General features: G+C 40.2%; 12 protein-coding genes. 3 read left to right on the top strand and 9 right to left on the bottom strand.

Annotated elements, in window-relative coordinates; translation table 11 throughout:
* Positions 1 to 290: 290 nt before the first annotated feature.
* The 3 genes from BEP19_RS04300 to BEP19_RS04290 form a co-directional block, all read right to left on the bottom strand.
* The gene (locus BEP19_RS04300; RefSeq protein ID WP_245983328.1) at positions 291 to 1,733 is read right to left on the bottom strand and encodes an MFS transporter; all 1,443 of its coding nucleotides are present in this window, start codon (positions 1,731 to 1,733) and stop codon (positions 291 to 293) included.
* Positions 1,734 to 1,955: 222 nt separating this feature from the next.
* On the bottom strand, positions 1,956 to 2,528 hold the full coding sequence (locus tag BEP19_RS04295; RefSeq protein ID WP_120188583.1) for a GGDEF domain-containing phosphodiesterase: 573 nt from the start codon (positions 2,526 to 2,528) through the stop codon (positions 1,956 to 1,958).
* A 90-nt stretch (positions 2,529 to 2,618) separates the two neighbouring features.
* A complete protein-coding gene (locus BEP19_RS04290; RefSeq protein WP_120188582.1) occupies positions 2,619 to 2,960 on the bottom strand; it encodes a hypothetical protein in 342 nt (113 codons plus the stop codon).
* Between the two features lie 316 nt (positions 2,961 to 3,276).
* Between BEP19_RS04290 and BEP19_RS04285 the strand changes: the two genes are divergently transcribed.
* Together BEP19_RS04285 and BEP19_RS04280 are read left to right on the top strand one after the other, a co-directional pair.
* A complete protein-coding gene (locus tag BEP19_RS04285; protein WP_120188581.1) occupies positions 3,277 to 3,504 on the top strand; it encodes a hypothetical protein in 228 nt (75 codons plus the stop codon).
* A gap of 88 nt (positions 3,505 to 3,592) precedes the next feature.
* The gene (locus tag BEP19_RS04280; RefSeq protein WP_170145252.1) at positions 3,593 to 6,652 is read left to right on the top strand and encodes an ATP-binding protein; all 3,060 of its coding nucleotides are present in this window, start codon (positions 3,593 to 3,595) and stop codon (positions 6,650 to 6,652) included.
* A gap of 38 nt (positions 6,653 to 6,690) precedes the next feature.
* On the opposite strand, the gene BEP19_RS04275 is transcribed toward BEP19_RS04280, so the two are convergent.
* The 6 genes from BEP19_RS04275 to BEP19_RS04250 all read right to left on the bottom strand — a co-directional run bounded on the left by BEP19_RS04275 (position 6,691) and on the right by BEP19_RS04250 (position 14,635).
* The gene (locus BEP19_RS04275; RefSeq protein ID WP_120188579.1) at positions 6,691 to 7,467 is read right to left on the bottom strand and encodes a GGDEF domain-containing protein; all 777 of its coding nucleotides are present in this window, start codon (positions 7,465 to 7,467) and stop codon (positions 6,691 to 6,693) included.
* Positions 7,468 to 7,618: 151 nt separating this feature from the next.
* Complete coding sequence (locus tag BEP19_RS04270) at positions 7,619 to 9,778, bottom strand: cellulose biosynthesis cyclic di-GMP-binding regulatory protein BcsB (RefSeq protein WP_120188578.1); 2,160 nt, start codon at positions 9,776 to 9,778, stop codon at positions 7,619 to 7,621.
* 18 nt (positions 9,779 to 9,796) lie between these two features.
* Positions 9,797 to 11,053, bottom strand: coding sequence for a glycosyltransferase family 2 protein (locus BEP19_RS04265; RefSeq protein WP_120188577.1), 1,257 nt, complete (start codon positions 11,051 to 11,053; stop codon positions 9,797 to 9,799).
* The gene (locus BEP19_RS04260; RefSeq protein ID WP_120188576.1) at positions 11,046 to 12,785 is read right to left on the bottom strand and encodes a DUF2334 domain-containing protein; all 1,740 of its coding nucleotides are present in this window, start codon (positions 12,783 to 12,785) and stop codon (positions 11,046 to 11,048) included. Before BEP19_RS04260 ends, BEP19_RS04265 begins: the two co-directional genes overlap by 8 nt.
* Positions 12,775 to 13,626, bottom strand: coding sequence for a diguanylate cyclase domain-containing protein (locus tag BEP19_RS04255; RefSeq protein ID WP_120188575.1), 852 nt, complete (start codon positions 13,624 to 13,626; stop codon positions 12,775 to 12,777). Before BEP19_RS04255 ends, BEP19_RS04260 begins: the two co-directional genes overlap by 11 nt.
* Entirely contained in the window at positions 13,619 to 14,635 is a 1,017-nt protein-coding gene (locus tag BEP19_RS04250; RefSeq protein ID WP_147393766.1) for a glycosyl hydrolase lipoprotein, read from the bottom strand. Before BEP19_RS04250 ends, BEP19_RS04255 begins: the two co-directional genes overlap by 8 nt.
* A 218-nt stretch (positions 14,636 to 14,853) precedes the next feature.
* Between BEP19_RS04250 and BEP19_RS04245 the strand changes: the two genes are divergently transcribed.
* Positions 14,854 to 15,990 carry a response regulator gene (locus tag BEP19_RS04245; protein ID WP_120188573.1) on the top strand — a complete coding sequence of 379 codons (1,137 nt, stop codon included), beginning with the start codon at positions 14,854 to 14,856 and terminating at the stop codon, positions 15,988 to 15,990.
* Positions 15,991 to 16,011 lie beyond the last annotated feature (21 nt).

Genomic DNA, 16,011 nt, shown 5'->3' with positions numbered 1-16,011 from the left:
CGTGGTCAAGACATCTTACAAAAGCGAAACATACATCAAGTTATTTTCTGTGATCACAAGACAGGATTCACTCCCATGCCGAAACAAGGAAACAATGAACAACCATTATCATATTGAAAACGGTTTCACCTTGTTGATGACTGCATAGAAGAAAAACATTTTTACTTGTGTAATACGAACTCAATTAAATTGAGCGGTCGATGAGGTGGAAGGCACTTATTTTATAATAAAGAGACAATGAAAAAGACAAGAGGCTCACATCAAAGCCTGCTTGTCTTTTTTATCTTTAACTATATTTTCTTCTTCATTCGTACTGCGGATAAAAACGCTCCGACCATACAAACCGCCGCAGCAACCCAAAAAACAAGGTGTAAAGCGCGTAACGCCTGCGGCGCCAAATCCGCAGTAAGATGCAACATACTTCCGCTCCCATCCGTTAAATTGCCGAATCGATACGAAAACAAGGAAACAGACGCAGAGATGCCGAGAACCATCCCAATGTTACGCACGAGCGCGTTCAAACCGCCCGCTGTCCCCAGTTTTGCTTTGGGAACCGAACCCATGATACTAGCGTTGTTCGGAGAATGGAACATACCGGCCCCAACCCCAAACACCATCAGATGAAAAGCAATCACCCATGCTGACGATTCTAAACCCAAACCCGTTAGTAACGCGAAACCGATCGCGTTGATGACCAGTCCGCCTGTGGTGAGCGCGTAAGAGCCTATTTTATCGGATAGACCGCCAGATAATGGAGCAACAATGGCCATCGTCAGCGGGTAGGCAATCATCACGTATCCTGTCAGCGACGGGGTAAATTGCAACACATTTTGCATATAAAAAGGCATCATTACTGTTGTACAGGACAGAGAAATAAAAGATAACGTGGCGGTGACATTTCCGATCGCAAAAGCCGGGATCCGATACAGGGAAAAGTCCAGCATCGGAAAACGGATTCTGCGCTCCCAAAAGTAAAAAACAACGAGCGTTGCAGCAGAAACGATGAACAGCGACCAGAAGCGACCCGATTGCCATCCCCAATCTTCCGCATGTGAGAATGTATATAAAAAAGCGGTCATCCCGAAGGCAAACAAGAACGAACCAAAATAATCGAAGCTCCGCTTATCTTTGATGGTGTTTGTTTTAGGCAAGATAAACCATCCCGCGATAAATGCGGCAATGCCGATCGGTACGTTAATCCAAAAAATCGAACCCCAGCCGAAATGTTGAACTAATACACCGCCAATGCCCGGTCCCGTCAGGGAACCGATTGAAACAACCGTTCCAATAATTCCAAGCGCTTGTCCACGTTGCGTAGTAAAAATCTCAGCTACGATCGCCTGGCTATTCGACATTAGACAGGAAGCGCCAATCGCTTGAAAAATGCGTGACATGATTAGAACAGCTAAAGATGACGAGAGCGCGCATCCAATCGATCCGAGTACGAACACGAGGAATCCATAATTATAAACCCGACTTCTTCCCCACCGATCTGACAGATTCCCAATAATCGGCAGTGTTGCGCAAATAGTCAACAAATAAGCAGTCAGCACCCACTGGACTTGATGCAATGGCGCATTCATAATCGCAGAAATATTTGGCAACGCCACATTGGCAATACTTCCATCCAATGTCGACATAAACGTTCCTAACGAAACATTCGCCAAGATTAACCATCGATTGCGATTAGGACCATGTTGCTGCTCTTTGACCGATTGCTCCGCATAACTCAACTGAACCTCTCCCATCCGTAAAATACCCGCTTCATTTCTTGCTTTTCATGTTACAAAACCCGTTTCAAATAAGCAAATAACCCGACTGTCTTCGCAATTTATTAGCTTTATGATAGTCTCTGCATGAACTCTTGAGCGCTGACTGCTTTTCCAAACAGGAAACCTTGTCCAAGTAAGGGGGGATAGTTGACAATCAAGCCGTCAAGATTTGTTCTGTTCTCTTTACAAAAGCATGATATTCACATTGACGAGCGACACATTCACAGCAATAGTTAACGGTTTTTTCCCTTGATCGATCCACTCTTTCATCTGTTGACAAGCTGCTCTCATCACCCATTCCCCAATCAAAACAATCCGTCCTGTTTCCTCCGCTATCGGGAAAAATTCACTTGGAGAGAGAAATCCAAGTTCAGGGTGCTCCCAACGCAGTAATGCTTCCACCCCGATAAACTCTCTTGTCCATAAGTTGACCTTCGGTTGATAATACAACATGAACTGATCATCTAGCAGCACTCGATTCATTTCGCTTTCTATTAGCGCCTTCCGCTTGTTATCCCGATCTAATTCTGCTGTAAAAAATTCAAAGCGATTCTTGATTAATAACAAATCCCCCATATCATGACCAAGCCGATCATTAATCTTTTTAAAATGGTCTAAATCGAGTAACAATACCCCTAATTTTGTCTGTTCAACCTTTGCTTTCTTCAAATAATGGGTCAAATCTTTTTGAAAACAAGCGCGATTGTGTAACTCTGTTAACGGATCGTAGTATGCTTGACGCCACAGCTGATCCAAAAGTTAATGATATCGCGCCCACCATGAAAGTACCTAGATTATAATAGTAAAGACGGCTTGCTCCTTTTTTTGAAGACGTAACTTATAAGTTTAAGCGATTAAAAAGCAAATATAGGTCGCTAACCACATCACATGAAACATTTTTGAATATTCGGAAATGCCACCAACGAGCTGATTCACAAACCAGCAAAGGCTCGAAACGAGGTGAGTAGTCATCCCAATTTTCAACAATAACCAGAACAGATTATTTGATCCGCTAGAAAGACAATTATTTCGAACCATCCAGCTTAACGCTACCACGCCGCCGATGATCGGAAAGAAAGTCCCGCCGATTGCGCGAGTGGACGATAGATCCGCGAAATAAATAATCCAACTATAAAAAATGACTGTCAATAAAATAATAAATCCAATCGCAAGATGCTTATTTTTCAATGGTAGTCATCTCCAATACGCCTGCAACAGTTTTTAGCGCATGATATCGTAAATATTTGAGAACCAATCATGACTTTTGCGCTGAGTCTTTAGTTACATTTTACCATTCCTTTGGCTAGCGCTTAACAACTTTTTTTCATATCTTTATAAAAAGTAGAGAAGTTTAGGACGCAATCGATTCTTTGTTTTCCATTTCAACGCAGCGTTTTAAGAGAGCGGCAGATAGACGGAAGATTCTAAATTTGCTAGGATAATAGAAGGAACAACTCGCCCCTCGTTCATTAGCTGTAATGAGAGGGCAGGAAGGAGAACGCGTATGATTTTTGAATATGAAAGTTCAGTAGGCGTAATGAGAATACAAGTCGATTTTCTTAAAAAAAGATACGGAATCTATGTTGATGACAAAGTGTATAGTTACCATAGCACGGTATCATCCGCTGCGGAAGCGGTTTACACGCACTCCACAGGATACCGCCCATGGGACGATCTAGACGGAAAAGTTGACGGTCCCGAACATCTTGGTCACTGGCAAAGAATAAAATAGTCGCCAAAAGCCCTAGACCTGACGTGGAAAGGTTTAGGGCTTTATTTTTGCTCAAAAAGGATCGATAGAGAAGGAAGGAATGACCCCGATGGCTGCGTCAAAACCGCTTAACTTTGGAAAACTATGGATCGGAATGATCTTGTTTCTTTTTTTACTATCAGGCTTTCGTATCGCTTGGGTCCAATACCATCAAGCTCCCGATGATCATCCACAAGCGCAAAACGGTTTACTAGATTTAAGCGAATGGGCAATGTCAGAAAGGCAGACCGCGTCGCTTGATGGAGAATGGTTGTTTTATCCGAACAAATTTATCGACCCAAACGCGCATGCTCATCTAGCTAGCGAGCTAATTAGAGCGCCTGGTCCTTGGTCTCACGTTTCAAAAGGAAGTAAGCCGATCCACTTTGGCTCTTATTTACTAACGATCCAACTCCCTAACAATCACTCCGACAACCAACTGTACGGGATCCATATAAAAGATATCCCCGCCGCGCGCGTCTATCAAAATGAACAACTGCTTATGCAAATAGGCGTTCCAGCCAAAACCGCGGATCAATACGAAAGCCGAACAGGAAAGTATAAGGAATTTTTTAAACCCGAGTCTAATCGAGTGGAGCTTGTGATTCATGTCGCTAATTTCGAAAATACGGTAGACGGAGGAATGTTGGAATCCATTACATTTGGAACAGCCAAAGCGATTGATCGACAAGTCTCTTTTTCTCATCTAATGCAATGGATCGTCGTAGGCATCCTGCTTACGCACAGCCTGTACGCTTTTGTCTTATACGCGATGGGTCGAAACAGACAGCCAGAACTTCTTTACTTTGGCGGAGTACTCCTTTTTGCGTCGCTATCTATTTTAGTCGATGATGATAAAATCTTGTTATCTTTGCTCCCTATTAATGTCGAGTGGTCTTTGAAATGGTTATACCTTACTTTTGCCGGAACCGTCTTTTTCATACTGAAGTTTAATCAATCCGTGTTTCAATTGAAAGGCGCCCTTTTACGCGGATTACTGTTCACTTACACGATTGCCAGCGCAGCGCTTTTGATTCTGCCAAATTCCTTTGTTAATGCAGTCGGAGCTTTGATCATGCTGATGAACCTCTTTTCATACAGCTATATTTTTATTATTGTACTGAAACAACTCAAGAGTGGGAATCGGGACGCTATTTTTATTTTCGTTTCCAACATCGTTAATTTATATAATGTACTGTGGGGGGTCGCGATCAATCTACGCCTCACACAAATACCGTACTACCCGTTCGACTATCTGATTGGCATCTTTGCCTTTGCGGGCTTTTTATTCAAGCGTCATCTACGAATCGTTCAGTTGAATGAAAAACAGACCAAGGAACTGCAACAGGCCGATAAAATAAAAGACCAATTTTTAGCGAATACATCGCATGAACTACGAAACCCACTGCATGGGATCATGAACATCACCCAAACCATTTTGCGTGATAAACAAGAGCATTTACATCCGAAGACGAAAAACAACCTGCAACTATTGCTTTTAATTAGCCAACACATGACCCTTACACTCAATGATCTGCTCGATATCTCACGTTTGGACGAAAAACAAATCAAACTTCGTAAGCAAAACATTTATTTACCAGCTGTGACGACAGGTGTCATCGACATGATTCGCTTCATGAATTTAGAAAAAAACATTGCGTTAACTGTCGCGATTCCGAAATCCTTTCCAAAAGTGAACGCGGATGAACATCGACTCATTCAAATTTTATTCAATTTGTTGCACAATGCGATTAAATATACGAAAGAAGGATCTATCACCGTTCAAGCGACTCACGATCGTCGTTTAGCGACAATAAGCGTGATTGACACCGGACGAGGCATAAATGAACATACGATTCAACACCTTTTTGAACGGTATAAACAAGCAGAAAACGCAACGTCCCCGAATGAAGGCGGCATCGGATTGGGGCTGCATATTTGTAAAGAATTAGTTGAACTACATGGAGGAACAATTTCTATCGAATCAAAAGTTGGCGAAGGTTCGACCTTTCGGTTTACCCTGCCCTTGGCTGATTTTGTTGGCGACGAAAGAATAGATTACAATGAGGTAGCTGTTACCCTCGAGAATGAACCCACAGTAGCCTTCTCGTCGCCGACGCCAGATCAAACGGATGCGCTCGGAAATCAGCCCTCCATTTTAATCGTTGATGATGATCCCGTGAATTTGCAAGTCATTAAACAAGTTCTGGAGGCGGATTATGAGGTCGTAACCGCGCAGAGCGGTCAGTCAGCGCTCGCTTGGATTAAAAAGAGGGATTTCGATTTGGTCATTTCCGATGTGATGATGCCGAACATGTCCGGTTACGAACTAACGCAAATAATCCGTCGACAATGGACCGCGTTTGAATTGCCGATCCTCCTGTTGACGGCCCGCAATCAAACGGAAGATATTAACGCTGGATTCCAATCAGGAGCCAATGATTATGTCGCAAAACCGTTAGATGCCTTGGAACTGCGGGCGCGTGTAAATGCGTTGACCGAGCTTAAAAAATCCGTCGATGAACAACTAAGATTAGAAGCTGCCTGGTTACAAGCTCAGATACAACCGCATTTTCTATTTAACACCTTGAACACGATCGCATCGTTAAGCGAAATCGATATTACGAGGATGACGAAGCTCCTTCATGAATTTGGAAATTACTTAAGGAGAAGCTTCGATATTCAAAACTTACGAAGTCGCGTATCACTCCAAGCCGAACTTGAGTTGATCGAATCGTATCTATACATCGAAAAAGAGCGATTTGGCGATCGCTTGAGAATCGAATGGAAGGTCCCGGAAGGACTCGATTTTCAACTTCCGCCTCTTTCGATTCAACCCCTTGTCGAAAATGCTGTGAGGCATGGCGTACTTCAACGAATTCGGGGCGGAACAATTGAGATTAATGTGAATGAAGCAGAAACTTTTTATTTGATCACCGTTACCGATGACGGCGTCGGAATAAGTCCAACGAAAGTTCAAGAACTGCTTGCCAAACAACCACATGAATCTCCATCGCTTGGAATCACGAACACCCATCATCGGCTAATCAAACAATATGGAATGGGATTAGAGATTACAAGCAAGCCCGATCATGGTACAACCGTTCGATTTCAAATTCCGAGAGATTAAAAATAGTAGAAGAGATGTGGATAACCCTATCTCTTCTACTATTTTATAACCACCTTGTTTCTTCCTCCGCTTTTGGCTTCATATAACGCTTGATCCGCCACCTCAATAAGATCCTCTTTAGCCATTTTGCTGGATGGAGTAATACTTGCCACACCGATACTAATCGTGATAAAGTTTTGCTTGTTATAATCTATCCCCATTGGGATTCGAAGCTCCGCTATATTTTTACGCGCTTGCTCCGCGATTTGAGCCGCTTCATCGATCTCTATCCCTGGCAAAATGATAATAAATTCTTCTCCGCCATAACGAGCCAGAAAGGAGTTCGAATTGCATAGAGTCTGTTCAACCGCTACCGTGACTTCTTTTAAGCATTGGTCCCCAGCTAAATGCCCAAATCGATCATTAAACCTTTTAAAGTGATCAATATCGATTAACGCAACGGATAGAGCAGATTCATTTGAGCTAGCTATCCCCCATTGTTCATCAAAATACTGTTCAAACGCGCGCCGATTCGCCGCGCCCGTTAATGGATCAGTATAAGACAGTTTCTTTAACATTTTTTCCCGCTGTTGAATCGTCGCTAACATTTCATTAAACGCCAAGACGACTTGTTCTAATTCCTTAGAACTTCCGAGAGGATCCAACATCATGGATTTAAAGTCTTTCCCAGTTTGCGCTTCAAGCATTACCCTCTTCAGCGTTCCAAGATGAGACTGGAGCTGAGTTCTCGTAGAATAGTTGAATAGGAGTCCAAGTAATTGGAGAAGTATTAACAACGTAAGCAATGAAATAACAATAAATTCAGAGTCAGACATCTTGGACTAATCCCCCCTTCGACCAAAGCTTTTAGACTATGCGCAGTCAACTCCACTCTACACCAGGGAACTATACAAAATATATACAGAGGAGCTTTCTAGTTGATCGTTGTAACCTGACTACTTTTCAGACCACTTTACCATTCAATCATTAGGATGAACGCTTTTTCTGATACAATAAAATAAAAATTGCCATGCTAAAAATGAAGATCCCAGCAAATATTATCAGTGGCAGTAGCTTAACTTGGCCTTTATCTCGTTTAGTTGAGTCAGGTATCGCAACCGTTCCACCTTCTTTCAATTGATGTGTAAAGATTTGTCCGTTATTATTTTCAACAATTATATTTGTGTTGGGTCGATTTGTATTTATATACCGAATCAAACCATCAATTAAAAACGGTTCAGTTGTCTGCGCCTGCACGGGAGCAAACACTGCCATGATTTTGCTATCATCCCACACTGATGGCTGTAGCCAGGCTACATGCTTAGCTGTTTCATTAACAAATTGGAATGAGGACAGATCTAACCTGTTATTTTCAACATCAACAATTAACTGATCTTGATAGGTGGTTAAAAGTAGATTAAGTCCAAATCTCCCGAAGATAATGACATGTTTTCCTAATAAATTGGTTTCATTTAACTCTTTTTCAAATATAATTTCTACGTTATCCAAAAAATTGCGATCATTATTTCTCAATATAATCCTTTGCAATTGGTTGAGGGAATCGGTAGGGACATCATTCGGCAACAGAAAAACTGTTTCGTCATTACTGTCAATCGAAACGAACGGATCAGGCCATGTTTTAAAATTACTTTCTGTTCTATATTCACGAGTGCCAAATTGTAAATAACTTTCTTCATGTACAAAAATCCATCTTCCATCCTCAACAGGAACACAAATTTTAGGTTCGCCAAGTCCAATTGCCTCAAATTGAATTGTTAAGTAGGGAGCTTTCTTGATTTGCTCAGCTTCGATCGGAATCTCCACATTAACAAAAGATTCTTCGGATTCTTGTAGTTGTTCTCGAATATCAATTGAATGTGGAATTTCATTTATAATGACGACTAGCTCAGCACCGTCTTCATTTCCTCTACGCTCTGATCTTGCTAAAGGTTTAGATGCTCTAATTTTTAAATGCAATGTACCATCTTGTTCTACATCAACATAGGAAGGTAACTGAAAAAAATAGTTCAAAGATTTTTTTCTCGCTTCTGTCAATGTTTGATTAGCAATACCTATCTCTTGAAATACGTGACGTTCTGCCTTTTCCTCCTTAGCTAGAGTTGGTATCTTATCAATCGAAAGTTGATCCCCTGCTAATTGTTTAACAAAATGATCGGTTGTTAGCGCAGTAATCTTATCTGAAATGATTTGATCTTTTAATGCCGTAATAAACATAATTTGTTTCGATTCAGCAGAAGCTCTGATGAGATAGTTACTTACTACAAGATTTTCATTCTCGACTTTTACATTCGCCGCATTAAATACTTTTCGTATGATCCCCGTCCAATCCTCCTGTTTTCCCAATGCAATAATATTAGTAGATATCATATTTAACTCTGATTCTCTTACAATCATTATTTCTTCCTGATCGCTAGCATGATGACTTAAGTAATTTGTTAGTTTTAATGCCGCCAGTATGACTGACGCAGAAGCTTCATCCGGAATCACGAGGACCGATTGAACGGTTTTAGCCTGTTGTCTTTGAATAAATGGATATGGATAATCTTGTAACATATTGATTCTATCTGAGCGATCATTCGTATGCATTACGAGATGGCTCTCCGCTAAAATCATCAACCAATTTGCAGGATTCTCCAAATCAGCGCAAAGCTCTTCCGATATATGGCCATAAAAATTCACTCTAATCGTATGAAAACCTTCACTGAGCGCTTCAGTTGGCAAAGGTCTTTTAATCTCCATTGCCTGTCGATCCATTTGTAAAGCTTCGCTATGGAATGGTTTATCATCAATGTAAACTGTCATCGTAGAACCTTCCTGTAGAAGTTCAGAATATTGGACAATTAAATTCAACATACTTCCATCTAAACCCGATCCTGATGGGATTTCATAGAAAAACTCAACGTTATCAGCCATTCCTTCCAACACTTGATCTTGCGCTGTCAAATTGATTATAGACACTGTCGAACTTTCACTTCCGTCGCTTTGAAAGATATCGTCATTTAATTGGATCGTTCTACCCTGCAACGGAAAGCCAACAGCCTCTGTAGTTATTGAAGGAAGGATTAGAAGCAAACTTAGTACTAATATAGTTAATCTCTGAAACAATTTATTCATTTTATATCTCATATGCGCACACTCCGCCTATCATGATTCAGAGTCAAATCGCTCTGTTTTATACCACTGCACTTCCTGTCTTAATAATGCGCGTTTGATTTCCAAAATCAAAGAATATGCCACCAATATAATCCACAATTGTGAATAGGTGAAATACATTAATAACACTATGAAAAAGTTAGTTAATGTCATCTCGGTTTGTTCAATACTCAGTGTTATAAAGACCTCAGTAACATATAAAAAATATGCCAGAACCCATAAAATGATCGATACGAGGCCGATCGTTAACTGAAGATCAATAAATAAATTCGTTATAAAAATAATGTTGGAAACAATCACGCCCGAAAAAAACAAAAAATACGTAAAGAAAAAATAAATTAAGTCGAAAGCCACTATCTTTCTTTCCAAACTTAAAAACGTCCGCATAAACTTTACAACAACATACTGATTCCCTCTCGCCCATCTCGTTCGTTGTCGCCACCAAACCTTCCACGTTTCCGGTTCTTGTTCCCACGTAATGGCTGCCGGAAAAAATCGAATAGAATACCCGAGATTATAGACACGAATAGACAACTCTGTATCTTCTGCAAGCGCTTGTTCATCCCACCCGCCTAAAGTTTCAATGATTGAACGACGAATCGCAAAATTTGTTCCCGGTATTGTCGTCATTTTAAACCAGAACCATCGCCCCGCCTGGGCCATCCATTGAAAACAAATCGTTTCTATATTAATAAATCGCGTTAGCAACGTTCTCTTTGCATTACTAACTCTAAACTTCCCTACAATTGCGCCAGCTTTCTGATCGTTTTCCAGACCCATTACGAGATAATAGACTGCTTTTTTTTCCGGTGTATTATCGGCATCGTAAACAATAATGTACTTTCCAGTCGATATCTCAAAGCCTTGGTTCAACGCGCTTGATTTCCCTTTTCCAGCGCGAGGCGGCATCGTGTCGACTACCTTTATGAAAGGATGGTCCATTGCGATTTTGCGAGCAATTTCTCCTGTTTTATCAGTGGAATTATCATTAATCACGACGACTTCCAGTCGATCTTTAGGATATTCAAGGCGAATCATCGCCCTTAATGTTTTTTCAATAACTACCGCCTCGTTGTGTGCGGGAATTAAAATGCTTACTGTTGGCAAATCAGTTAACTTCTTTTTCCATTGAGGGATGACACGTTCAAAACGTGTGAAATGTAAATAACCACCTAACATGAGAAACATATGATACAGAAGCATCACCCAGATCACGACTAGAGAAAGTAGAAATAAAGTATTAGCCAATCGTGTCTCTCTCCTTAAACAATCGTTTTTTTACCTGTGTTCTCAAATAAAAGGAAAATGCCAAAAACAAGAGGATGAATAAAAGAACAATTGTGGTTAATCCCCATAAAACTTTTTCAAGACTGGATAGCTCTGAATGATTCCATATATTTTCCCATCGCGCTATGTCATTTTTGATATGAATCGTCCCTGTTTTTTCAGTTGAGATCTGAACCCTTGAAGTCTTTACCGCATTAGAATGCTTTTTAAAATCGATCCATTTTAAATTTGGAACCTTCTCATAGAGGGATAAAAATTCGGGCAAAGGTTCTACGCCTAAATAAGGATGATAAAATCCACCGATCACGCTATCCCTAACAATTAATACTTGATTTAATCGCTTTTGGTTTTCCATAGATCCTTCCACTGTCCCATCCACATACCCAATCGTTTCAGGATAAAGAGCCATCCCGCGCAAAAGATGAGCGGAAGAGAGGTATGGTGGGGCGCTCATTTGCTCCCAATTTTCATCACTTAATTGAATTTGACCAAAAATTGACGTGAAATAATCTGCAACGATCTCATATCCTTGTTGAGACATCGTATAATGCGGGGCTTCAAAAGCTAATGGATACAATTCATGCGATGCCAACTCATGAATTGAATCTTTTATTCGTTTTTTTACATACTTTCTCTCTTTTTTTTTAAGCGGTTCAATATAGGCCCGATATTCTTCTTCGTTTGGAAATTGATCGATCGTCCTAATCGTTTCAATCGAATTATTCGGATTTGATTCAATAATAAATTGGTCATTTACTACGTCCCAAAATTCAAATCCTTCTCCCGTTTCACTGTCTCGGTATTGGTGCGTATATCCGTGGGAAATGACTGTCCCTCCCTTATTTTGTAATTCTCGCAGAACTTCGACTAACTCTGGAGAATCGGCAAAATACACTCGCTCCCCCGTGTTAGGTGTAATATAAACAGGGATCACAACGAGTAGATAAGGAATGCCTCGCTCCTCCAGATAAGCGGCAACATCTTTTAATTTTTTCGGATCGGACATCGGGTGAATATCTTCCAGGCGAAGATAAGCCAGATGTTCATCGGCATGATTATTCGGTAGTATCTCATGGAGTATTTCCGCAATATAATAGTAGACTAATTCTTCTAAGACCCCACTTGAAGTAAGCGCGTACTCATCTTCATACTGAACAAACAGCGGAACGCGTTCTTCCTCTTTAACCCCATACAACATGACCTCCATCTCCTCAGTAACATGAATGGGCTTAATTAAGAGCGGCGATGATTGAAAATAGGTTGCCGAGTCCTGCTGACTAATCTGATTTACCGCTAAAATTGCCCCCATCCGCCTATTAAAAGAAGAGAACTGTTCAAAGTTTTCGCCAACCATAATCAATGGTTTTTTAATGCCCTTCATTAGAGAAACCACTTCTTTATTTAACTGCCGCTCCGTCTCCCCGTAATAAATAACGTGCGTAGCGTCTTTCAGCATTTGTTCTGTGAGCGCAAAATCAGCGACTAAACGAACATGCTTTGTAAAATGATGAAGCAATAAATCTAATTTTCGAACGGCCACACTTTCAGCGCTATTTTCATTAGAATAGATAAGCAAGACTCGTACATCATCATTTTGTAAAGCTTCGAGCTGTTGTTTCGCGCGCGCTCCATTGGCCATCATAGGCAAAACTAACAAAGAAACAAGCAACAATGACAAGAATCTACGAAACATGGGCAGACACCTGTTCTTTCGCTAACTCGTAAATATTTGAAAACTGGCTAATTCTTTCATCCAAACCGATGTACCCATACTCAATTGTTAACGTCGTATATTTTCGATTTTCCAGCTGATATACTTTTAGTTCCTTTTCTAACTTTTGGATCACAACTTTCACATCACTAATTTCCGTATAAGGCAAGATCAAAGCAAACATATCCTTTTCCGGACGATATTTTTGATCGCTCGCTCTTACACAACGATGAATCCCTTTAGCAAAATGTTGGAACAGTCTGTTCATTTCTTTTACTCCGTACAATTTTTCAAATTGATCTAAATGATTGATTTTCATTAATACAAAGGTAAATGTTTGCTTATATCGTTTAGAACGATTGAATTCTAATTCAAGTTCAACCAACATCCGCTCTTTATTATCAAAGCCAGTGGTCGGATCAATTGCAACTAACGTTCTGATCTGCTCGCGCAATGATTGATTCTCATCGTGCATTGCTTTCAGTTGGGATGACATTTGCCCCGTAAGCAAAGAAATAAGCAGCATGCCGATCATCCACACGATAATGACGAAAAATGAAATGTCTATATTAAATAATGGAGTTTCAGTAAAAGCTGTCCAAAACATAACGCTGCCAATCATAAAAAATAAAAGCAATGTAAAGCCTAAAGCCGCAACGGCGCCCCCTATCACTCCGACAAGACCGATGAACAATCCCAGTGTATATAGGATGGCCCCGCCTTGTCCCCGCGGAAATAAAAACAAACCAAAACTGAGCACTAATAATAAGATGCTCGTTAGCAAAATAAACAAAAGATTATTTTTATTTAAAATTTTATTCATTCAATAATTTCCTCTCCGCCACCAATGCCAATAAATTATCAAAAGAATGGGTTGAATTAGAGAATACATACCCCCCCTTATACGTAGACATCGGATCGTCCGATCGCAATTCAGTCATCCGTTCATAAACACTCTTAGCAAACGCGCGTTCATTTTTTTCTAGACTATAAATAACTAACAACGCATAAACAGCTGGGGCTTCATATTCAACTATCCGTTGCTTACTCAACCGATCATATCGACCATATATGACGTTTTCCTGGAGATAGATATCTTTAATCCACTTGAAAAATGAATCGGTCGATATTCCGAATCCTTCTAGGTGAATCACAGTATACAATTGATCTATTAAATTAATTTCTTGATCAAAATGAAATCGATTATCTTCAACAGAATAATACTTTGGATAAAATCCATTATCCGTAGGCATATTGCGTAAAAAGTCCCGAAGTTGATCGAGTTCATCGACTGTAATTACCCCGTAATTAACCATATATTGAAAGGCCTTTGGAATTAGATAAGAAAGAGTCAATTCTTTGTTCTGATACTTGTATCTCACATCATAAAAATCAACAAAATAATCGTCTTGCCGATTATATTTCATTATAGATTTAGACAGGCGTATGGCTTGCTTGATATAATCGCTCCGATTCATTTGTTCCCCTTTGCGAAATAAAGAAGCAATAATCCGCAAATCATCTATCAAGGCATTCGTATCCGCCCTAACGCTTCCTTCCACTTTCCACATCACGAGATTCTCTTTACTAATAAAGTCTTTCTTTAACGCAAGGTAAGCTGAATCAAAAAGAGAATTATCCTTTTTTAGCGCAAGATATTCTAACCATAACCCCATCGATTCAGATAATATGAGGTTTCCATTTGGATTTCCCTTAAAATCTGTACGGATCATACCCGCTTCATCAAGCAAATGATTAAAGATAAATTGCTCTGTTTGAAGGATTGGTCGTTCCAAGATATCTTGCTGCTCCGTCTCTTTTACCAAATTCACCCTAATTACAACCAACAAAACAATAAGAAGGATAGAACTAACTCGCAAAATCCACTTTAGCAACATAATACTTCACACCATTCCGTATACTCTCGCACACAATTGATATCCATCATACAGTCCAAAACTATACAAAAACTATACATTGAATCTATAATAGTATATGTGTGACTACATGCATCCTGGAGCGTTGACTTAATACTTATGGAGGAGAACAGATGAGGGCGATTCTTGTTGACGACGAACCACTTGCCTTAGATTTTCTAGAACATCAAATAAATAAAATTAGCAATATCGTCATAGTTGAGAAATTAACGAATTTAGAGATCGCTGAGCGCGAGAAGCTACTACAAAATATTGACCTTGTGTTCTTAGATATTGAAATGCCTGGAAAAAACGGCCTTGAATTAGCCGAACAATTACTTGAAGTAAACAAGAATTTAGCCATCGTTTTTGTAACCGCCTTTCATGAATATGCGGTGCAGGCATTTGAACTGAATGCATTGGACTATGTGTTAAAGCCCGCTCAAACGGATCGCCTACAAAAAACAATCACCCGCATCAAGACGCAATTACAAGATCGAAGTCGTCCCCTTGCGCGGGAGAGCAAACTGCAATTTAATCTATTTGGAAAGTTGACATACAATACCTCAGGCAACAGCCCGCGCAAAGTCATTCAATGGCGTACGTCCAAAGCGCAAGAATGTTTCCTTTATTTGCTGCATCATCAAAAGAAAACGGCCCAAAAATCCGAACTCATTGAGCTCTTATGGCCAGATGTCGATGAACAACGGGCTTTTTCACAGCTATACACAACGATCTATCATATCCGAAAAACACTCAGTCATTTTGGTGAGCATTGTTCAATTAAAAACACATCGGAAGGCTACATTTTACTTCTCAACGATGTCCACATTGATGCCGTAGAGTGGGAAGAAAAACTTACATCCCTTCCACCTCTTACCCAGGAAACCCTCACTGAATATGAAGCGGCGTTGAATTTTTACACAGGGGCCTACCTACAAGATTATGATTATTTATGGGCAGAACCCGAACGGTATCGTTTGGAGCAGCGCTGGTTACAGTATGCTTACATGATCGCCGATCACTATAATGAACACGACAATTTTGAAAAGGCCAAAAATTGGTACACAAAAATTTGTTCGTACAAAGCGGAGGATGAACGGGCTCATTTTCAATTAATGATAGGTTACGCTTCCTTCGGGGCGTTCTCTGAAGTTGAGCGACAATACAATCAAATGAAAATAGCATTAGCCGAGTTGGATCTAGCAGTTAGTCCGCATGTTAAAAAGTGGTATGAGCAGTGGAGAACAGAAGTGGTTAAACCAAAATAAAAGACCGTCATCTTTGATGAC

This window comes from Ammoniphilus oxalaticus (assembly GCF_003609605.1).
Lineage (GTDB): Bacteria > Bacillota > Bacilli > Aneurinibacillales > RAOX-1 > Ammoniphilus > Ammoniphilus oxalaticus.
Note: the sequence above shows the minus strand (reverse complement) of the source record. Positions and strands in the feature narration are given on the sequence as shown.